This is a genomic window from Erysipelatoclostridium sp. DFI.2.3 (assembly GCF_019132535.1).
Classification (GTDB): Bacteria; Bacillota_I; Bacilli_A; order Erysipelotrichales; family Erysipelotrichaceae; genus Clostridium_AQ; species Clostridium_AQ innocuum.
On the sequence record NZ_JAHOOJ010000007.1, the window covers coordinates 48,878 to 69,116 of the forward strand.

Genomic DNA, 20,239 nt, shown 5'->3' on the forward strand with positions numbered 1-20,239 from the left:
TATATGGTGAATCTTATACAGGCAAAGGAGCAGTTTGCCGCCTATTGCAAAGGATATGATACACAGGATGAGCGGGTGGCTCTTAAAATCGTGCATTCACAAAAGGTGGCTGAGATTTCAAAGCAGCTGGCGATCCACAGAAACTGCTCTGCTATGGATGTGGATCTGGCCGAGGTGACAGGCCTGTATCATGATATCGGAAGATTTGAACAGCTGAAGCAGTATCATACCTTTCTGGATGCGAAAAGTATCAATCATGCGGCACTTGGGGTACGGATTTTACAGGAACAAGGGCTGTTATCTGTTTTCTGTGATGATCCGCACCAGCAGGAAGTAATGCTGCATGCGATAGAAAACCATAATAAGTTTCAGATTGCAGACGACCTGGAGGAACATGCATTTCTGCATGCCACGATTCTGAGGGATGCGGATAAAACGGATATCTTCCGTGTAAATCTGATGGAGAAAGCGGAAAATGTCTATCTGTGCAGTGAAGAGCAGCTGCTGCAGGAAACGGTGAGTGAGGAGGTTCTGCAGGATTTTTTGAACAGCCGTCCCATTCTGTCCGCAAAACGGAAAACGCATCTCGATATCCTGCTGTCCCATATGGCATTTATATTTGATTATCATGATGCCTATGCACTGTCTCTTGTTTTACAGCAGCATTATATTGAACGCATGGTAGAACGTTATCCGTTTCAAAGAGAGCAGGCACAGCAGGCAGTACAGCTTGCTGTACAACATGCACTGACATATATGCAAAAGCGAGTCACTGCGTAAAAAAGAGGCTTTCATGCCTACCAAGGAGTAAAGCGTTTTCCGTTTCTGTAAGAATATGGAGGATGTAAAAAGTTTCCCCTGCTGATTTACAGAAAGCAGGGGATGAATGCATGGCATTTTGTGAAGCATACGTTTGAATTATGAGAAAGCAGGAATCCGGTTATGGGAAAACCTCCATACAATCGGATTCCTTTTTCATCATCACCGTATGGCTGATATACAACTTATTTCATGTATCCCGACAGGGTAAGCTATGGAAAGCTGTACTGCGTGAATGCGGAAAGGAACACATCAGCTTTTTATAATCGGCTGTTTTCAGCAGTACCTAGCATGGCTTCTTTTTCTGTGAATGTCTGCAGCGAAACCGTCAGCTGAATTGCTTCACTGTAACATGTCCTCTCAGCATCCCTGTCGGAAAGAAAATGCAAAGGATGCCTTTTTCACTATTTTTTGAATTGCGTGACGGATTTAGAAAAGTTTAAGATTTACCTGCGTTTTATGGTAAGAAATTTCCTGCATAATAAGGACTGTAAGGAAGGGAGCTGATTTCATGAAGAAGAAATACATCGTTATGCTGGGTGGTGTTCTTCTATTGGCTGGGGCCGGACTTGGTCTTCTTTTTGGCAGTATCGACATGAATCAGATTTCCCGTATGCTGGAGGATATCCCGCATGGCCTGCGTGAGATACTCATGATTGTTTTGATTGCCGCACAGATTTTTCTGGCTTTTTTGCCGGGAGAGCCGCTGGAGCTTGCGGCCGGATTTCTGTTTGGCTCCGTTGGCGGGACATTGCTTTGCTTGGTGGGATCTCTGCTTGGGACAGCCCTTGTATACCTTCTGGTTCAGCGGTATGGAAAACGGCTGGTAACCGTCTTTTTTAAACAGGAGCAGCTGAATGAGTTTACCGGAGTGCTGAAAAAAAGGAATAGCATGCTGTGGATTTTCCTGCTGTTTCTGATTCCCGGCACGCCGAAGGATATTATGACCTATGTCGTATCCCTATCCAATATCGCTCTGGGGAAATGGCTGCTGCTCACAACCGTGGGACGTATTCCCAGCATTGTGACATCGACATTTCTCAGCGGTTCATTGAAGGAGGGGAATTTCGTCGCAGCTGCCGGAGTGGCAATACTTACGATTCTGCTTGTAATTGCAGGAGGCTTTGCTTATAAACGCATGAAGGAGGATACAGCGATATGATACAATTTATTATCTGCACATTCTGTGCAGTTGCAACCTTTCTGGGGTTTCTGCTGCATAACATGGAAGAATCATCCGGAATATAGTACAATTACACTTGTTGAGAGGGAGTGAAGGCTATGGATCATAACATACTCGTCGTGGAGGACGAAAAAGGAATACGGGAGGCTATACAGATATATTTGAAAAATCAGGGATATCGTGTATTTCTGGCTGAAAACGGCCAGGAGGGTCTGAACATAATAAAACGTGAAACAATTAATCTGGCTGTGGTGGATATCATGATGCCGGTTATGGATGGAATCACTATGACGATGGAGGTGCGTAAGGATTATGATTTTCCAATCATCTTTCTGAGTGCGAAATCTGAAGATATCGATAAAATAACCGGCTTGAATATCGGTGCGGATGATTATATCACAAAGCCGTTTGGCTCTATGGAGCTGCTGGCCCGTGTCCGCAGTCAGCTGCGCCGCTATGAACAGATTCTGATGCTGAAGGAGCATGCGGTATCCTCTGTGAATCGTGAGGAGGAAATTTACAGTATTGGGGCACTGGAATTAAACAGCACGACAAAGGAAGTGCGTGTGGATAATCAGATCGTCAAGCTGCGGCCGAAGGAGTTTATGATACTGGAGCTGCTGATGAAGCATGCGGGGCGTGTTTTTTCAGCACAGCAGATATATGAGGCCGTCTGGAATGAGGAAGCAATCAATACGGAAACTGTGATGGTGCATATCCGTAAGCTGCGGGAGAAAATTGAGCTGGACCCCAAGCATCCGCGCTATTTAAAGGTGGTCTGGGGAATCGGCTATAAAATAGAAAAATAAAAACAGGTGATCTTATGAAGAAAAAACATATATTTCTAACAACGTTCATTGCACTGCTTTCTGTAATGAGCCTTATGATTTGTTCCGTATACCGTAACGATCAGATTCAGGAGCTGGGGCGTTCCGGCAAGCAGGCGGTTATCTGGTATCTTGAAGATGATATTCAGGAGGGAGTTCTGGGACTTGCTCAGTCTGTGCGTCCCAAGGATGATATTATCAAATTCGATACCGGGCTACCGAATTATCTGAAAAGCACGTTATCCAATGATCTGAAAGAAAAAGTCACAAAGAGCTTTCTGGAATTGAAGGAGGATGCCAATTTTCAATACTATGCGAAGGATTTGAAAAACGGTAGGGAATATGGAAATAAAAAGCTGAGGGATATGTCTCAGAAGGAGCTTCGTGACAGCAGCCTGCTGTATGGTATTCTGGAATATGATAAAGATGGAGCAGCGAAAATTCTGGGAGACTTCAGTGATATGGATTTCCAGCCGCAGTCACTGACACGATATCTGCGCTTTTTTGATTCCGTTGATGAAAACGGACCCATGACTACCTATAATATAAATGATGAAGAATTCACACAATCACAGGCAATGATTCAGAACCCGAAGCAGATGAAAATCATCTTCCGTGTACCACAGGAGGTTATCAAGGATCAGGGACTGATAGCACGTACGGTGTATGACTGGTCAAATTATACGCAATTCTCTGTAATAGCCGCTATGATTGGTACAATGGTCCTGATTTTGTATCTGTTGTTTTATCCAATCGCAATCGTTGAGGAAGTGAATCCGTTCCTGACATTTAAGAGAGTGAAGTTCGGTTTTCTGTTTATTCTGCTCGCTACCGGAATCACGCTGGGGACTGCCGGCGTTCTGGCACTGAGTGGAGCTACGATCAGTGGAACATTGCAGAGTGTCATGAATGAATATCATATCATGATGTCTGATGAGCTTCTGTTTGTGGCGAATGTCGTTTCCTGGATGCTGCTGTTTCTGATGATCAGTATCGCCTTGTTTGCAATGAAATATATATTTGTAAAGGGATTCTGGAAATATATGAAGGAGGATACGATTCTGGGCAGTATGATCGGCAGTATCCACCGGCATATAGACAATCTCGCGGATATCGATTTGAAGGATGACGCAAACCGTAAGCTGTTAAAATTCATGCTGATGCAGATCGTCATCATGATTGTGCTGTGTCTGTTCTGGTGGTTCGGCATGTTTCTGGCAATCATCTATGGCTTTGCCCTCTTCCTGTGGCTGAAGCAGAAGCTCAATGCTGTACAGCATGATTATCGTACCTTGCTGAAGCAGACGCAGGAGCTGAAGGAGGGCAACTTCCAGGCAGAGCTTCCGCAGGATGTCGGTATCTTCAATGCCCTCAAGGATGAATTCAGTGAAATCCGCGTCGGCTTTGAGAAAGCGGTACAGGAGGAAACGAAATCACAGAATATGAAAACAGAGCTGATCAGCAATGTGTCACATGATTTGAAGACACCGCTGACCGGAATTCGCAATTACGTAGAGCTTCTGCAGCAGGAGGGCATAAGTGAAACGCAGCGTAAGGAGTATGTGAGCATGCTGGATCAGTATGCCAAGCGACTGCATGCTCTGATGGAGGATTTGTTTGAGGTTAGCAAGGCAAACAGCGGAAATATTCAGTTGGATATGGCCCGTCTGGATATTATCGCACTGGTGGAGCAGGTGCAGGCGGAGTGCAGTGAGCTTCTGCAGGAACGCGGGCTGGAGGTACTCTGGAATCTGCATGGTGAAAAACAGCTGAGTGTACTGCTGGATGGAAGTAAGGCATTCCGGATATTTGAAAATCTGTTTATCAACATACACCATTATGCACTGGAGCATACCCGTGTGTATGTGGATATCCGCAAGACAGCCAACCGGGTACGGATTGAATGCAAAAATATATCAAAGGAACCGTTGAATTTTGATACGGAGGATATTGTGGATCGTTTCGTTCGCGGAGATAAATCGCGTCATGACGGAGGCAGCGGACTTGGACTGGCTATTGCCAAGAGCTTTACAGAGGCGATGAAGGGAAGCTTCCGCATTGAGACGGATGGAGATTTGTTTAAGGCGGTTATTGAATTTCCACTTGTAAGCGATACTTTAGGTGAGAACCAGGAGTAAGACTGGACGCCTTATAGGAAAATACAAGGAAGGGGCCGGATTTATACAAACCGGTCTTTTTCTATACTTTTGAGCGAAGGGCTGCAGAAGGCTGATTTACAGGTAGCATTATCTTTTCCTGGTATTGTTTTGATTGCATAGTATTTGAGATTTGATTATGTTAAGATATGGTTATAAATTTGAATTTTGAGGAGGTATTATGATTAGAGAAATTTATGAGTATGAATTAAATGATTTATTGAATTTGTATACACATTTACACGAGGATTCAGTCCCTAAGATGGCAGAGGATTTGAAGAACGCATGGCAATCTATTATGAATGATAAAAATCATCATATCATAGTTTTTGAAATAGAGGGTAAGATAGTTTCATGTGTATGTGTAGTTATACCAAATTTAACAAGGAACGTTAGACCATATGCATTTGTTGAAAATGTTGTTACACATAATGCCTATAGAGGCAAAGGATACGCTACAGAGTGCCTGAATTATTCTAAAGAAATTGCAGAAAAGTCAGGCTGTTATAAAATGATGTTACTTACGGGTGCAAAAGATGAGTCAACTTTAAACTTCTATAATAAGGCTGGCTATAATAATTTAGATAAGACAGCATTTATCCAATGGCTATAGAGATAATCCTAGTTTATGTAACTGATAAATCAGAATTTATGGAGGTAACAGAATGGAAGTAAATAAAACAACGATTGTCGAAAAGACAGTAAAATCTGGAGTAACATTTGGAAGTGCTTTAGCTATGGTTATTAGTTATACAACATGGAAGTCGATCGGCTGGGCAATTTTTCATGGATTACTTAGTTGGGTTTATGTCATATATTTCATATTACGTTACTAAACAGAGGTATATCAGATGAACACAATAGTATGGATTTTGATTGGAATAGCAATTTTATGTGCAGGTATTGCAATATATTCTGGCACAAAGAAGAGAAAGTAAATTTGAAGCTGTAAAGGAGCGTTTGTATGAAAAAAGTGCTTATAACCGGTGGAACAGTATTTGTAAGCAGGTATCTTGCAGAATATTATGTGGCAAAGAAATATGAAGTTTATGTACTTAATAGGAATACTAAGAAACAATCGCAGGGGGTAAAACTTATTCAGGCAGATCGACATGATTTAGGAACGGTTTTACATGGTATTCATTTTGATATTGTAGTCGATACTGCATATACTTCGGCAGATGTTGAAATGCTGCTGGAGGCTTTGGATAGTTATACGGATTATATCCTAATTAGTTCAAGTGCTGTGTACCCAGAAAATGCTTCAAAGCCTTTTAAAGAAGATTCTATAGTAAACGTTAATAGATTTTGGGGTAAATATGGAACTGATAAAATAGAAGCAGAAGCAAAATTGATGGAAAGAAATCCGAATGCATATATTATAAGACCACCATATTTATACGGACAAATGAATAATGTATATAGGGAAGCCTTTATTTTTGATTGTGCTTTAGCAAATAGAAAGTTTTATTTACCTCATAATGGTGAAATGAAATTACAGTTTTTCCATGTTCATGATTTATGTAGATTTATAGATATCCTTTTAGAAAATAAACCTCGTCAGCATATTTTTAACGTAGGAAATAAGGATATGGTATCAATACGTGAATGGGTTGAACTATGCTATCATATTACGAATCACCAAGTTGAATTTGTAAATGTTTATGATGATATTAAACAAAGAAACTATTTCTGTTTTAATGATTATGAATATTACCTTGATGTTTCAGAACAATATAAACTAATGAAAGAAATAAAACCATTGAATGAGGGATTAAAAGAAGCGTTTAACTGGTATATAAAGAATTCTGAAAAAGTTAATAAAAAGAATTATTTGGATTATATTGATAAGAAAATGATATAAACAAACACCAGTTTATCAGTTATCGAATGGAAACTGAGGTGAGAAAATGATTACTAGATACTATTGTACAAATATATTTTCTGAGCAAGCGAAAGAGCTTATTGAATTCTATAGAGATATATTAGACATACCGGTTATGAAAACTGATATGGATGAATTCAACGGGGTTTACTTTGGCTTTCCAGAAAGCAAACCCACGCTCTGCATATGGGATTGTAAGGTATTTGGCGTACAGCGGACAGGATATCAGTCCTTCGTTTTTCAAACAGATAATCTGGATATAACGATAGAATGCTTAATGAAAAAAGGTGTGGCAATGGGGGAAGCCGTTCGATACGATTGGGGAACATACGAAGTTCGTCTGCAGGATCCTGATGAAAATGAAATAGTGATATTTGAGACTGTATAATATAGAAGCCGGGTAGAGAAAGGATAGAGAGATGGTGGAAAATACTTTTCAGATTATACTGTGCGATATAAAACAATCAAAAAAAGCAGTGGCAGTCCTTCCAAGCGAAGATAGCATAAAGGACGCAGTAAGGAACACATATAAAATCAATAGCAAAAGCCTGTTGGCAGTCCTTCTTGAACATACCGGCGGAATCATCATCGACCACTGGATAAGGCTTTACGGGGCAGGTGAGGTGAATTTTATTTCCAGAAACAGCTTGTGTCCCTTTGATAATATACGCATTGGCGAGGATATATTAGGCGGTTTATTCATGTTCCTGGAAAACGGAAATATCGGTTACTTCGCACCTGACTGCTTAGAGCTGGAAGACATGGAAATAAGCTTTTCTCAATTTTTATACTGGTGCTTACATGGCGATACGGTTACTTTCTATAAGGACTATTTCTGGAAAGGTTGGCAAAAAGATGTTTTAAATATAAAAAATGATGAAGGAGCTGCTTTTTATCCTTTCCTATGGGCAAAAGCAGATAGCTTTGAGAGCAGAATACGTGAAATAGTGCCGATTGATGAAATTATCAGATTGGAATTTGATTTCTTGAAACAACTGTATGGGCAATGAAACCGTTTTGCAGCATCCGGCTTTCAAACAAACATCAGAAATTATGGAGGATATTGTCATGGAGAATGAAGTAATATCACAAAAAAACATCACGTTTGGGGATTGTAAGGTTGTGATTCAGCTTCCTAAAGGTGAGGATGCAAGTGATTCAGTTGTCAATAATATTGTTTGCTTTAAGTCAGGAAAAGTGTTTTGGGAAATAAAGGATTTACTGGAATGCTATGCAAGGAAAAATCATATAAACTACTTTTATGAGCTGTATTTTGATATTTTCAAAGAAAATGACAAAATCTTAACATGTATAGGCTTTTATAATCACTGTGTTATTGATGTATTTCAGAAAAAGATACTTTCCATTATAAACAATCGCTAATTTGGTATATCGGTGTGTGGAAATTTAAGATGAAAGGATAGAAGGATGGAAAAAATAATAAAATTCATTGAAGAGAATGTGGATGGTAAGACGTTGTATACGAAAGAGCTGATATATGAGCTGGAGAACGGTGCGCTGCAAGGTGTTTACTCCGATCAGATTTCCTTTTCTAATTTAAAATATTCTCAAAGCGGCTTTCAGCTTGATATGTTCATTGTAGCGAATGAAAAGCTTTGGCTTATGGGAGACGATGGTCAACGCGAAAAGCTGCGGAAGGACTTCAGCGCAGTATCCTTATTTCGCTTTGAATTGGCAAAGCGAAGAAGCACGGGTGCTGTAACAGGAAGCTTCCGGCTGATATCTGCTTCCGGCAAGCAGGTAGCGGCAGAGGCTGTAGTGAGTGGAATCTATGATATTCGTCTTGAAAATGATGTATTGAAGCTGCTAGAGGATCAGGCATTATACCGGGATCAGCCGATACAGAATGACTGCTATAAGCCTGTAGCATTTCAGGCAGAGCATCGCCTGTATTGTGCCGATGGCAAATTACATTATGAATATAATGGAAAATGTTTTGATATGGATACAAATACGATGCAGCGTATGCATAGCCCGGATCAGTTTCCTTCCTTTATTTCCATAGAGAAGTAATGATGAGCTTATATGCAAGGAGATGTATCATTTCGGGGAGGACTTAAGGAAGCTTATCGCCGTTGAAAGCATTTATAATGATACACAGGTATGAAGAAAAAGATGTGCTTATGGAGGTGATCACCAATGAAGATGAAGGAAAGCGATATAGAAACGATCATGTTTGCCCCATGCGGTATGAACTGCAAGGTTTGTTATAAGCATTGCTATCATAAAAAACCATGTGATGGCTGCCTGAAAAGTGATAGGGGTAAACCTGAACACTGCCGTAGGTGTAAAATCAAGGACTGTGTTAAAGCCAGAGACTTATCCTATTGCTACGCCTGTTCGGATTATCCCTGTAAGCTCATAAAAAATCTTGAGAAAAGCTATAAAAAAAGATATCAGGCTAGTCTCATGGAAAACAGTGAGATTGTAAAAAAACAGGGAGTAGAGGTATTTATGGAGCAGCAGAAAAAGAAATATACCTGTTCTACCTGCGGCGGCGTAATTTCCATTCATGATAAAGAGTGCAGTGAATGTCAGGAAAAGGCATTCACTACGGAAAAAGGGTAGGTATAGAAGCTGATGGTGGGAATATGATGTTTCATGAAATCTGCATATATAAGCAAAGGTGAATAAGCAGGAGGAAATCGAAGCGCTGATGAAGAAAGTGGCTGAATTTTATTTGAAGCGGGAGGGTGTCCTTGCTGTACACTACATAAAACCTACACCCTGGCAAAAGAATTTCAATGCGGTCAAGGAAGGGGACTTGCCGATCCGTCTTAAAAGGAATGTGGGAAAGGAACCTATGTCCTGTGTTGGGAATTGGTGAATGAAGATGCGCATGCAAGTGTATCGAGGCTTGGACTGGAGAAATTTTATAAACGCTGGAATCGCTGTTTCATCACAATGCCTAAGATTATTTTGGGTGAGAATATTGTCTGACAGTTCTGCTTCCGTTGATCAATGAATGCTTGCGCCCTGTTTCTAAGCTTCGCAATGCTTGACAAGGGGTGTGTGCTATATAAAAAAGAGCCCGAAGCTTAACGGGTTCTTTTTGATGTTTAACAGCATCAGTATAGATCAATGGTTGCCTTACGCATGGCTGCACGCTCCAGGATACGAAACATCTGGTAGGTAGCGCCTGCATAGAACACCATACAAAGCACCTCCTGCAGCATCAGAAAAGTGATCAGCGTATTTTATGTTCCATGGATAAGCAGCTGCATTGCCTGCAGCCCATGTGGCAATGGCAGAACAGAGGCAAGCCATTGTAGGGGGAGTGTCACCACATAGAAAAAACAGCAGGGTGATAAATAAATTATATACAAAATTGATATCCGGCAGGATAATGCCAAAGGAGCCAAGCAAAAATCCGATGCTGATACAGGATGCACAACAGAGAATGATGCATACTATCATACCGCCCGTAAGGATGGAAAACGGCAGATCAAAGATTAGAAAACCGGTCACAATGATAATGCCGAAGGAAATCAGAGTAATCCAGCAATAGGAAAAAATGCGAGCATTCGCATTTTCTTATGGAATAGGTCTGCGCATACACACCCATTATGAATTGGAATTGCTTGCGGCTATTTATGAATCCAATGCAATATATTCTACTATATTGCAGGAATCAATGATCAACTGTATCAGGATTCATGATATGAGGATCAATGGAATTATGGGGCTCATGCATGGTATGCAGCCTTTGGGTGGCAGGACCCTTGATGATTTCTCCGGTATAGGAAAACCGTGATCCGTGACACGGGCAGTCCCAGGTCTTTTCATCTGCATTGAAGCGCAGTGTACAGCCAAGATGCGGGCAGAGGATATCAACGATATACAGCTCATCATTCTCATCACGATACACACCATAGCGGTGATCGTCCAGCTCCATAATGACTCCTTCTCCGATATGCGGATACGCCGTGGTGCTTTTTTGCAGCTTGCTTTTCAGAAAGGCGCCGACAACATTCAGATTCTCTTTGACAAACTGCAGCGAAAATATGCTGGAAAGACGCTGTGGAGAGAACATCATGCGATAGGGGGAGCCGCGATGCAGTGCGTAGGAGCATAACAGCTTGCCTGCGATACAGCTTGTGGTGTTGCCCCATTTGTTATAGCCGCTCGCAAACAATACGCGATCCTCATGCTTATCCAGCTTACCGATCAGAGGCAGCTGATCAAAAGTCATATAATCCTGTGAGCTCCATGCAGAGGTGATTTCCTGCACGATGAAATCCTCACGTAATGTATTTTCAAATTCCTGCAGATTCATAGCCTTATCCTGTCCGCTTTTATAGGTGTTGCCGGCATACAGCAGTGTATCCTCGCATGTGTTGTAGGACTGTACACGATCGTCTATGGACAGCATCATATCCTTTGGCAGTGGATTCTTTACACGGGCACTGATTATGCTTTCCTGATCACAATACATACGCGTAAAATAAAAGTGTCCCTGATCGATAAACGGAAACTGCGTTGCGAAGATTACGATATCCGCATGTACGCACGTACCATTGACTATCAGACGATAGCCCTGCTCCTCCTCCTGCATGTCTGTGACAGGAGAATGCTCATAAATATCAATGCCTCCCTCTCTGGCAATTTCGGCGAGCGCACAGCCGTAGGCATAGGGATCAAAGCGTGCCTGATACTGCATGCGCAGTCCTGCCTCCATGGGGAACGGTGCATCATTTTTTTCGATATAGGTACACGGGATATGCAGATCCAGATAGGCCTGGTATTCCTCCTGCAGTTTGGCTACCTGTACGGCATCACGGGTAAACAGCATGGAATCGCATCGTTCAAAGCTGCATGCTATATGGTGCTCCTGAATAATTGCTTCTATGGAATTCAACGCTTCCTCATTTGCTTCATAATACTGCCGGGCAAGGATACGGTCATAATGCTCAATCAGATTTGCATACAGCAGGCCGTGCTGCATGGTCAGCTTTCCGGTATTTCTTCCGCTGGCACCAAAGCATAGAGAATCAGCTTCGAGAAGAATGGCATCCTCCTCTGCCTGTGCGAGATAATAGGCTGTTGTTATACCGGTAAGACCGCCGCCGATAATGGCGATATGGACATCCGTCTCCTTTTGTAAAGTCGGATAGTTCGTCGTTTTTATGTTTCGTTTCATCCAGAATGATTCTGTCATGTTCTTCACCTCTTCTACAGACTACCCAGAAACCGGCATTTCTTTCTCATAAAATAGAAAGACCTGCAGAAAACTTTGTCGAACGTTGGGTCTATCACTCCACAAGCATCATATACTTGAAGGAGGAGGAACAACATGATTACCATTCAAAATATAAAAGTAAATGTTACACGCGCAGGGAATAACGAGTCTGCCGTGGTACTGTTGCACGGATGGGGACAGAATCAATACATGATGAAGTTTCTGCAGGACCATCTCTGCGACACCTTTACGGTTATCAATCTGGATCTGCCGGGGTTTGGAGAGAGTGAGGAGCCGCCGCGTGTCTGGAGTGTAGACGATTACGTGGATTTTCTGCAGGAGCTTCTGGACCATCTGCAGATTACTCATGTGAGCTTTATCGCTCATTCCTTCGGAGCACGCATTGCACTGCGCTATGCATACCGCTTTCCGGTGGAGAAAATGGTTCTGACCGGTGCTGCCGGCATTCAGGCAAAGCGCGGGCTGGGCTATCATATCCGCGTGAAAACATATAAGCTGCTGAAAAAACTGCATGCTGCCCCTGCCATGGGAAGCAGTGATTATCAGAGTGCTTCAGCAATCATGAAGGGGGTTCTCGTTGCCAGTGTTGAGGATGATCTTTCGGGAATACTGAAGGATATATCCACGGAGACGCTGTTGGTCTGGGGAGAAAAGGATACGGCTACACCGCTGTGGATGGGTCGTGTCATGGAGGAGGAACTGCCAAATGCCGCCCTGGTTGTTCTGCCGAAGGAGGATCATTTTGCCTACTTCCACCTCAGTATGCAGTTCTGCCGCATCGTGGATGCCTTTTTAAGACCATGATGCTGTTCTGTTTTCTGGCGGCGTATCTTTTTTTTCTTTATGTTCCTTTGAAGCAGTCTATGCATATGTTCCAGCAGAACCGTTACAACAAAGGGCGGTATCGGACATGGCTGGTGTCCTATATCCGCTTATCCTGGAAGCTGATTGTGAAAATACTGCTGACGCTGATGCTGAGCTACAGCCTTCTTTTGCTGCAGCCGACTTCCATGCAGGAGGTTCTGCTGCTGATGCTGGTTGCTATCTTTGCCTACATCAGCTGTAAAATGGAGGAGGAGCGCGTCTATCGCAAGCCGCTGGTGAAAACAGCGCGAATTCACCGCCTTGCGATCCTGCTGTATACGCTATACGGCATTTTGCTGTGCCTGCTGCATTGTTTCCTGTCTGCCGCAGCGCTCATTCTTGTGACACCGTTTCTTTTTCTGTCCGCATGGCTCATGGTGCTGCCTGCCGCATGGATTTCAGAGCCGCTGGAAATGGCGATTCGCAATCATTATGCAGCGGATGCCGCAAAGCTGTTAAGAAGCAACAGCGCGCTGTCCATCGTCGGCATCACCGGAAGCTATGGGAAAACGAGTGTGAAAACCATTCTGAATGAGCTCTTGTCAGATGTTTACTATACCCTGATGACGCCCGGCTCCTATAATAATCAGATGGGAATCACTCTCACCATACGCAATAAGCTGGAACGGCTGCATGAGGTGTTTTTATGTGAAATGGGAGCGGATCATGTGAAGGAAATTCATGATCTGATGCAGTTTGTAAAGCCGCAGTATGGTGTTGTGACCTCTGTCGGCGCACAGCATCTGGCAACGTTTGGCTCCATGGAAAATATACTCCATGAGAAAATGCAGATGATAGAATGTCTTCCTGCCGACGGTATCGGCTTCGTGAATCGGGACAATGCCTATATTCGTACCTACAGTATTCAAAACACCTGCCGAATCGTATGGTTCGGGATGAGCGAGGATGCGGATTATCGCTGCTGTGATATCCGTTACAGTGAGGAAGGCACGTCGTTTACGGTGATACAGGAGGGACAGTCTCACCGGTTTCACACAAAGCTTTTAGGAAAACACAATGTCGTGAACATCACCTGTGCCATCGCAGTTGCGCACACACTTGGTGTTTCCTGGGAAATAATGGCGTTAGCTGTCGAAAAGCTGCCCTATGTCGAGCATCGGCTGCAGGTACGGAAAAGCTTTTGCACCCTGCTGGATGACGCCTATAATTCCAATCCGGAAGGAGCGCGCTGTGCACTGGAGGTTTTAAAGCAGATGAAGCATCAGCGGTTTATCATCACACCCGGTTTTCTGGAGCTGGGAGAACAGCAGGAGGAAGAACAGTATAAGCTGGGTGAGGAGATTGCGGATAGTGTGGATACGGCGGTATTGGTAGGTGCTGTCCAGACGAAAAGCATCGCCGCAGGATTGGCGGACAGCGGATTTCCAAAAGAAAGGGTCCATGTTTGCGACAGCTTTCAGGAGGCACTGGCAATCGTACAAAAGCAGGCACAGCTGCAGGACTGCGTGCTGCTGGAAAACGATTTGCCGGATGCATTCAACCACTAGCAGCCCTACTCACATGAACACGTTTTAGGCATTCGCATACACTGATAATGTGTAAGGAAAGGAAGAATGCTATGAAACTTAAAATTGCCGTGGCATTTGGCGGCAGAAGTGTAGAACATGAAATCAGTGTCCTGTCGGCTCAGCAGGTAATGGCTGCTCTGGATGAGGAGCGCTATGAAATACTGCCGTTGTATATTGCCAAGGATGGCAGAATGTTTTGTGAGGAGGAATTACGGGAGCTGGAAACCTTTCAGCATATTGAAGAATTCATAGCGGATCATACCAGTGTAGCTCTGATTCGAAGAGATGCGCATACCTATTTGATTCCATCGCGTCGTAAATTATTTGCCAGGGATAAGGAGGTTGATCTGGTGTTCCCGGTTCTGCATGGAACCAACGGGGAAGACGGCACCTTTCAGGGATATCTGAAAACGATCGGAATACCCTATGTCGGCTGCAGTGTTCTGGCTGGGGCAATCGGGCAGGATAAGGTGATTATGAAGCAGGTATTGCAGGATAGCGGACTTTCGGTTGTACCGTGGTTTTTCTGGACATTGCATCAGCCGATGGAGCAGTCCTTTTTCAAAAAAGCACAGCGTCTTGGTTATCCGCTCATCATTAAGCCTGCGAATCTGGGCAGCAGTATCGGCATCGCCGTTGCCCACAATGATGTGGAGCTGCATAAAAGCATGATCGAGGCCTTTCAGTATGATCACAAGGTTGTGATTGAAAAGGTGATCGAACCGCTGCGGGAGATCAACGCCTCGGTATTGGGGGATGAGGACGGCTGTCGCTGCAGTACGCTGGAAGAAGTTGTCAAGCAGGATGAAATTCTGTCCTATGACAACAAGTACAGCGGCCAGGGAAAATCCAAGGGAATGCTCAGTACCAGCCGCAAGCTGCCGGCAGAGCTTAGTGATGAGCAGGCTGAGGAGGTTCGTACGATGGCGATGGATGCCTTCCGTGCGCTGAATGCGGCAGGGGTCGTGCGGATTGATTTTCTGATGCATGCAGACAGCTCAGCTCTGTATGTGAATGAAATCAATACGATTCCAGGCTCCCTGTCCTTCTATTTGTGGGAAAAGGAAGGTCTTTCCTTTCCTGCCCTGCTGGATGAGCTGATCTCGCTAGCACTTCAGCGGGTACGCAGGGAACAGAAGATGATTTTCAGCTATGACACAAATATTCTGCGGGATTATAAGGGCAGAGGAAAACTGATGAAGTAGAAAAATGCGGACAGTGCTTCGCATCTTTTCTTTTGCAGGAAGACAGAACGATGGAAGAAGGAGGAACGGTAAAGGACGCTGATGTATACTTTGAAGCATAAACAGAAAGAAATTTCGCTGCGGGATAAACATAGGCAGTCACAAGATGTTGCATCCGCTTTTCATACAGGAACGATTCAGCGGGGAAAGGATTTTTTTCATAACAGCATGAACTTCACCGTTGTATTTACTGCAGAATACATACGGTACGGTTCACTGGGGATAGCGTTCAATCAGACAGCGCAAGGACTGCACTTGCAGGTGTGGAAAATCGGCTTTTTGTTTCATGAGAATCATGCGTAAGAAGAATTTGATATTTCATAATCAGTCCGGTATAAAAAGAAGATGACGAGCATAAAGCATTGTCATCTTCGTATCATTCATTCATTTTCAGCTTTTCCGTTGCATATTCGTTCTTTACAGAGAAACAAGAAACACCTCATATGCAATCAAGGACTCCCTGCTTTCTTATTTGAATTTTGAAAGGATGTATGAATTTCAGCTTTCCGGCATAAGGGGGAGCGTACAGCTGCTTGGCATAAACACTGTAAACAGGGCTTCCTACGGTTTCTATCGTGCTATATCAAAGCATGAGCGGCTATGTGATGTCATTTGCGATGACCTTGCCACGATCACTGCTTTTGCGATAGGCATTCGGTGTCATCCCGCATGCTTTTTTAAAGACCTGTGAGAAATAAGACTGAGAGGAAAAGCCGCAGGAGTCGGAAATCTGTGCTATGGAATAATTTGTGGTTTCCAGCAGCTCCTTTGCCTGCTGTACACGCAGTCGGATGAGATAATTGATGGGGGAGACGCCCTTGTACTGCTTAAAGGCATGTACCAGATAAAATTTATTCATGTAGGTTTTTTCACTTAACAGCTCTAGCGTGATATCCTCCTGATAATGATTGTTGATATACTGCTCCACAAAATGACATTCCTTGGTTATTTTCTGAGACGGCGCTACAATCAGGTTCGCCTTTGTCCTGCGTACCATGTTAATGATCAGCACCTCCAGCAGATTCTGACATACCGCCTCGTAATCATCATCCTGCTGCGCCATTTCCTGCACCAGTGTTTTCAGATAAAACAGAATCTCATGCTTGAATTCATAATAGTTGTGGACACTGTAGTCCTCATATTCCATATGGTTGGTAAAGCTGGTAAACTGCAGACCTTCAATACCGAGAACGATATATTCCAAAGGGGATTCATCCCTGCTCATTTCCGTATGCGGGACATTGGGATTGACAATGATCAAATCATCCGCCTTTACATCGAAAACATCATCATTTACAAGAAAGCTTCCCTTGCCGCTGGATACATAAAATAATTCCGTACAGTGATGGGCATGCGGCGTGCTGTGCCAGTCACCCTCATAACGACTTGTTGAAATATAGAGAAGGTGGAAGCTCATCTTATCCAGCTTGCGATTCTTCAACTGATATCTTTGTATACTCATCATATCACATCCTTATATCTGCTTTTATTATAATAGACACCGCTGTCGTTGACAAGAATTATATTTATTGGCAAAAAGTGAAAGTAGCCAATATCTCTAAAAAATGAAATACAATGCTTGTGTTTATCGAATAAATAAGAAATACCGGATTCGCTTTTTTAGATATCTTGCCTGTTTTTTTGCAGATCGACGTGTCCGGACGGTTTGACAAGCGCTTCATAAGCCCATAAAATGAAGATAAAGATGATCAGGAGGAGTTTGACATGAATACGAAAAAGGGGCGCGTAACTGTGCCGAGTGATGTTGATGTAATTGAGGAAACCTTAAACATCATAGAACGATGGGGGGCGGATGCGATCCGGGACTGTGACGGCACCAGCATGCCCGAGCAGCTGCGTGAGCTGGATGTGAAGCAGTATGCGACCTATTATACGACGAGAAAGGATAATGCATGGGCAAGTGCAAATCCGCAGGAGATACAGCAGATGTATCTGATGAGCGATATGGTGACGGCAAGTGCACAGACCCTGACCATACCGTTGATGAAGCATTATTATAAGGAACAGCTGAAGGTCAATACACTGGATGATATAAAGCGGTGGTGGGAGGTGATCGACCGTACGAGCGGTGATGTGGTTGCAGAGGACAAGTGGGAATATGACGCGGAAAAGGAAGCGGTTGTCGTGTTGGAATGTGTGCCGTTTCATGCGTATACAGTAAGCTTTCTGGCATTTGTGATCTGGGATCCGGTGCATATGTACAATGCCCTGACCAATGAATGGAAGCATGAGGAGCATCAGATGACCTATGATGTACGGCAGCCAAAGACCCAGGCATATGTTCTGGATAAGCTGCGCCGCTGGATTGCTGAGCATCCAAAGGTCGATGTTATTCGCTTCACGACATTCTTTCATCAGTTTACGCTCATGTTCGATGAGCAGGCGCGTGAGAAATTTGTAGACTGGTTCGGTTACAGTGCCAGTGTGTCCCCCTATATTCTTGAACAGTTCGAGCAGGAGGTCGGATACCGGTTTCGTCCTGAGTATATCATCAATCAGGGATATCATAATTCCACCTTCTGTGTTCCTACGAAGGAATATCGTGATTTCATGGATTTCCAGATGCGTGAGGTTGCGAAGCTGGTGAAGAAATTTGTGGATATTACACATGAAGCCGGCAAGGAAGCGATGATGTTTCTGGGAGACCACTGGATTGGGACAGAGCCGTTTGGTCCTTACTTTCAGGAGCTTGGACTGGATGCCGTAGTGGGCTCTGTCGGGGATGGACGTACCTTGCGTCTGATTTCCGATATCAGAGGAGTGAAGTATACCGAGGGACGGTTTCTGCCGTATTTCTTCCCCGATGTATTTCATGAGGGCGGTGACCCCGTTCAGGAGGCGAAGGTAAACTGGGTGAGCGCAAGGCGTGCAATCCTTCGCTCACCACTGGACCGTATCGGATATGGCGGGTATCTGAAGCTAGCATTGAAATTTCCGGATTTTGTTGATTATATTGAAGAGGTATGCAATGAATTTCGTGAGCTGTACGAGCATGTACACTCTGCACAGCCGATGTGCATGCCGTTTAAGGTAACGATTCTAAACAGCTGGGGAGCACTTCGTGGCTGGGGAGCGGAAATGGTCGCTCATGCGCTGTGGTATAAGCAGATTTATTCCTATTCCGGCGTTCTGGAGGCTTTGAGCGGCATGCCGTTTGATGTGCAGTTTATCAGCTTTGACGATATACTGGAAAATCCGAAGGTACTGGATGATGCCGGTGTGATTATCAATGCAGGGGATGCCTATACAGCCTTCAGCGGCGGAGATTACTGGAAGGATGCACGCATTGTGAGCGCCCTTCGCAAATTTGTATACGAGGGGGGCGGCTTTATCGGCGTTGGAGAACCGAGCGCAGCACAAAAGGAGGGGCATTTCTTCCAGCTGTATGATGTGCTGGGCGTGGATAAGGAGGTTGGCTTTTCCCTGTCACAGGATAAATATAACTGGGAGGAACAGCCGCATTTCCTGAAGGAGGAGCTACCTGAAGCTTTACAGCTTGGAGAAGAAATACGCAATATCTATGCATTGCCGGATACGACGGTTTTGATCAATGAACATCAGAATATCCGTTTTGCGGCCAATACGTATGGGAAAGGGAAAAGTGTCTATCTGAGCGGTCTGCCATTCAGCTTTGAAAATGCACGTCTGCTGTATCGCTGCCTGTTCTATGCGGCAGGAAAAGAAACCGAAATGAAAAAATGGTACAGCGAAAACTGCAATGTGGAGGTCAATGTTTATCCGAATACAAACAGCTACTGTGTGGTGAACAATACGTATGAGGTGCAGGATACGCGGATTTATACGGACCATGATGTCTTTGATATCCGTTTACAGGCAAATGAAATTCGCTGGTTTTCCATCAGCGGGGAAGAATAAGAATTGTGCGGCATGAATGCCGCATTTTTCCATGCGGTAAATGGACGTAGGAGTGTACAGCGTATGAGATAGAATTTTCATGGTTTCAGTCCTTTCAGGCAGTATTATGAACTCATATCGTGGTTTTCGATACTGTAAAACAGCATTAAGAAATCAGCATATCCAAGTCTTTCAGGTTTGAGATTGAAAACACAGGGATTGGACAATCAGTAAGTAATTGCTTCATGTTCTTTTATACTGTCCTGCAGGGGATTCACAAGAGAAATGTGGTAGCCGATTTCAAGATATAAACGGCCTGCACAATTCTTACATAGAACAAATGTTACACTGCTTTTCCATATTAAAAAATAATTTTTGCTTTTCTGCAACCATTTTCTTTCTTCAGAGGTATTAAGGGTGAACAGAGAAAAAGAGGCAGTTCAAATAGAACTGACGGAGTGTTTTGCGGTATTTGCCGGAATGGACTCATTCTCTGATGATATCGCATTGCGTATTCGGGTACGAAAACGATGGAGATAAACGAAGCTGCTGTATTCGAAAGAAAAGCAATGGGTTCAGGACAGTATGAGGGAGGGTTTCATATGCTGAAGCTGTCAAAATGGAAGAAATGAAAA

23 protein-coding genes are annotated in these 20,239 nt (G+C 43.7%); 21 read left to right on the forward strand and 2 right to left on the reverse strand.

Features of this window, described 5'->3' with window-relative positions; all coding sequences use genetic code 11:
- The first annotated feature begins 3 nt into the window (after positions 1–3).
- The 15 genes from KSZ58_RS08650 to KSZ58_RS22670 all read left to right on the forward strand — a co-directional run bounded on the left by KSZ58_RS08650 (position 4) and on the right by KSZ58_RS22670 (position 10,399).
- Positions 4–780, forward strand: coding sequence for an HD domain-containing protein (locus KSZ58_RS08650; RefSeq protein WP_008819271.1), 777 nt, complete (start codon positions 4–6; stop codon positions 778–780).
- Positions 781–920: 140 nt separating this feature from the next.
- Positions 921–1,085 (forward strand): hypothetical protein, encoded by a 165-nt coding sequence (locus tag KSZ58_RS08655; protein WP_009588023.1) that lies wholly within the window; start codon positions 921–923, stop codon positions 1,083–1,085.
- 245 nt (positions 1,086–1,330) lie between these two features.
- Positions 1,331–1,981, forward strand: coding sequence for a TVP38/TMEM64 family protein (locus KSZ58_RS08660; RefSeq protein ID WP_008819270.1), 651 nt, complete (start codon positions 1,331–1,333; stop codon positions 1,979–1,981).
- Positions 1,982–2,100: 119 nt separating this feature from the next.
- Positions 2,101–2,811 (forward strand): response regulator transcription factor, encoded by a 711-nt coding sequence (locus tag KSZ58_RS08665; RefSeq protein ID WP_009269580.1) that lies wholly within the window; start codon positions 2,101–2,103, stop codon positions 2,809–2,811.
- A 14-nt stretch (positions 2,812–2,825) separates the two neighbouring features.
- A complete protein-coding gene (locus tag KSZ58_RS08670) occupies positions 2,826–4,967 on the forward strand; it encodes a HAMP domain-containing sensor histidine kinase (RefSeq protein WP_217752663.1) in 2,142 nt (713 codons plus the stop codon).
- Positions 4,968–5,166: 199 nt separating this feature from the next.
- A complete protein-coding gene (locus tag KSZ58_RS08675; protein WP_009269579.1) occupies positions 5,167–5,598 on the forward strand; it encodes a GNAT family N-acetyltransferase in 432 nt (143 codons plus the stop codon).
- Between the two features lie 52 nt (positions 5,599–5,650).
- The gene (locus KSZ58_RS08680; RefSeq protein ID WP_009269578.1) at positions 5,651–5,821 is read left to right on the forward strand and encodes a hypothetical protein; all 171 of its coding nucleotides are present in this window, start codon (positions 5,651–5,653) and stop codon (positions 5,819–5,821) included.
- Between the two features lie 128 nt (positions 5,822–5,949).
- Entirely contained in the window at positions 5,950–6,849 is a 900-nt protein-coding gene (locus KSZ58_RS08685; protein ID WP_009269577.1) for an NAD-dependent epimerase/dehydratase family protein, read from the forward strand.
- A gap of 46 nt (positions 6,850–6,895) precedes the next feature.
- The gene (locus tag KSZ58_RS08690) at positions 6,896–7,258 is read left to right on the forward strand and encodes a VOC family protein (RefSeq protein WP_009269576.1); all 363 of its coding nucleotides are present in this window, start codon (positions 6,896–6,898) and stop codon (positions 7,256–7,258) included.
- Between the two features lie 31 nt (positions 7,259–7,289).
- Positions 7,290–7,880, forward strand: a complete 591-nt coding sequence (locus tag KSZ58_RS08695) for a DUF2625 family protein (RefSeq protein ID WP_009269575.1) — start codon at positions 7,290–7,292, stop codon at positions 7,878–7,880.
- 58 nt (positions 7,881–7,938) lie between these two features.
- On the forward strand, positions 7,939–8,253 hold the full coding sequence (locus tag KSZ58_RS08700) for a hypothetical protein (protein ID WP_009269574.1): 315 nt from the start codon (positions 7,939–7,941) through the stop codon (positions 8,251–8,253).
- A 45-nt stretch (positions 8,254–8,298) separates the two neighbouring features.
- Entirely contained in the window at positions 8,299–8,904 is a 606-nt protein-coding gene (locus tag KSZ58_RS08705) for a hypothetical protein (RefSeq protein ID WP_009269573.1), read from the forward strand.
- A 126-nt stretch (positions 8,905–9,030) separates the two neighbouring features.
- Positions 9,031–9,459 (forward strand): DUF3795 domain-containing protein, encoded by a 429-nt coding sequence (locus KSZ58_RS08710; protein ID WP_009269572.1) that lies wholly within the window; start codon positions 9,031–9,033, stop codon positions 9,457–9,459.
- Between the two features lie 88 nt (positions 9,460–9,547).
- Positions 9,548–9,718, forward strand: a complete 171-nt coding sequence (locus tag KSZ58_RS22665; RefSeq protein WP_233104921.1) for a hypothetical protein — start codon at positions 9,548–9,550, stop codon at positions 9,716–9,718.
- Positions 9,719–10,129: 411 nt separating this feature from the next.
- Positions 10,130–10,399, forward strand: coding sequence for a hypothetical protein (locus KSZ58_RS22670; protein WP_175627931.1), 270 nt, complete (start codon positions 10,130–10,132; stop codon positions 10,397–10,399).
- A 123-nt stretch (positions 10,400–10,522) separates the two neighbouring features.
- On the opposite strand, the gene KSZ58_RS08725 is transcribed toward KSZ58_RS22670, so the two are convergent.
- Positions 10,523–12,049 (reverse strand): FAD-dependent oxidoreductase, encoded by a 1,527-nt coding sequence (locus KSZ58_RS08725; RefSeq protein WP_175627932.1) that lies wholly within the window; start codon positions 12,047–12,049, stop codon positions 10,523–10,525.
- A gap of 135 nt (positions 12,050–12,184) precedes the next feature.
- Here KSZ58_RS08725 and KSZ58_RS08730 point away from each other — a divergent pair, with 135 nt between their 5' ends.
- From KSZ58_RS08730 to KSZ58_RS08745, 4 genes are all read left to right on the forward strand, one after another.
- Positions 12,185–12,895 (forward strand): alpha/beta fold hydrolase, encoded by a 711-nt coding sequence (locus KSZ58_RS08730; RefSeq protein WP_109770488.1) that lies wholly within the window; start codon positions 12,185–12,187, stop codon positions 12,893–12,895.
- 65 nt (positions 12,896–12,960) lie between these two features.
- The gene (murF, locus tag KSZ58_RS08735; protein WP_233104390.1) at positions 12,961–14,463 is read left to right on the forward strand and encodes a UDP-N-acetylmuramoyl-tripeptide--D-alanyl-D-alanine ligase; all 1,503 of its coding nucleotides are present in this window, start codon (positions 12,961–12,963) and stop codon (positions 14,461–14,463) included.
- A 71-nt stretch (positions 14,464–14,534) separates the two neighbouring features.
- Positions 14,535–15,689, forward strand: a complete 1,155-nt coding sequence (locus KSZ58_RS08740; protein WP_002608136.1) for a D-alanine--D-alanine ligase family protein — start codon at positions 14,535–14,537, stop codon at positions 15,687–15,689.
- 81 nt (positions 15,690–15,770) lie between these two features.
- Positions 15,771–16,031, forward strand: a complete 261-nt coding sequence (locus tag KSZ58_RS08745) for a hypothetical protein (protein WP_217752665.1) — start codon at positions 15,771–15,773, stop codon at positions 16,029–16,031.
- A gap of 295 nt (positions 16,032–16,326) precedes the next feature.
- Here KSZ58_RS08745 and KSZ58_RS08750 read toward each other — a convergent pair whose 3' ends face one another.
- Positions 16,327–17,193, reverse strand: a complete 867-nt coding sequence (locus KSZ58_RS08750) for an AraC family transcriptional regulator (RefSeq protein ID WP_002608138.1) — start codon at positions 17,191–17,193, stop codon at positions 16,327–16,329.
- A 260-nt stretch (positions 17,194–17,453) separates the two neighbouring features.
- Here KSZ58_RS08750 and gnpA point away from each other — a divergent pair, with 260 nt between their 5' ends.
- Both gnpA and KSZ58_RS23175 read left to right on the forward strand, forming a co-directional pair.
- Positions 17,454–19,625, forward strand: coding sequence for a 1,3-beta-galactosyl-N-acetylhexosamine phosphorylase (gene gnpA / locus KSZ58_RS08755; protein WP_175627933.1), 2,172 nt, complete (start codon positions 17,454–17,456; stop codon positions 19,623–19,625).
- A gap of 396 nt (positions 19,626–20,021) precedes the next feature.
- Positions 20,022–20,144 carry a hypothetical protein gene (locus tag KSZ58_RS23175; RefSeq protein WP_257271209.1) on the forward strand — a complete coding sequence of 41 codons (123 nt, stop codon included), beginning with the start codon at positions 20,022–20,024 and terminating at the stop codon, positions 20,142–20,144.
- Positions 20,145–20,239: the final 95 nt, after the last annotated feature.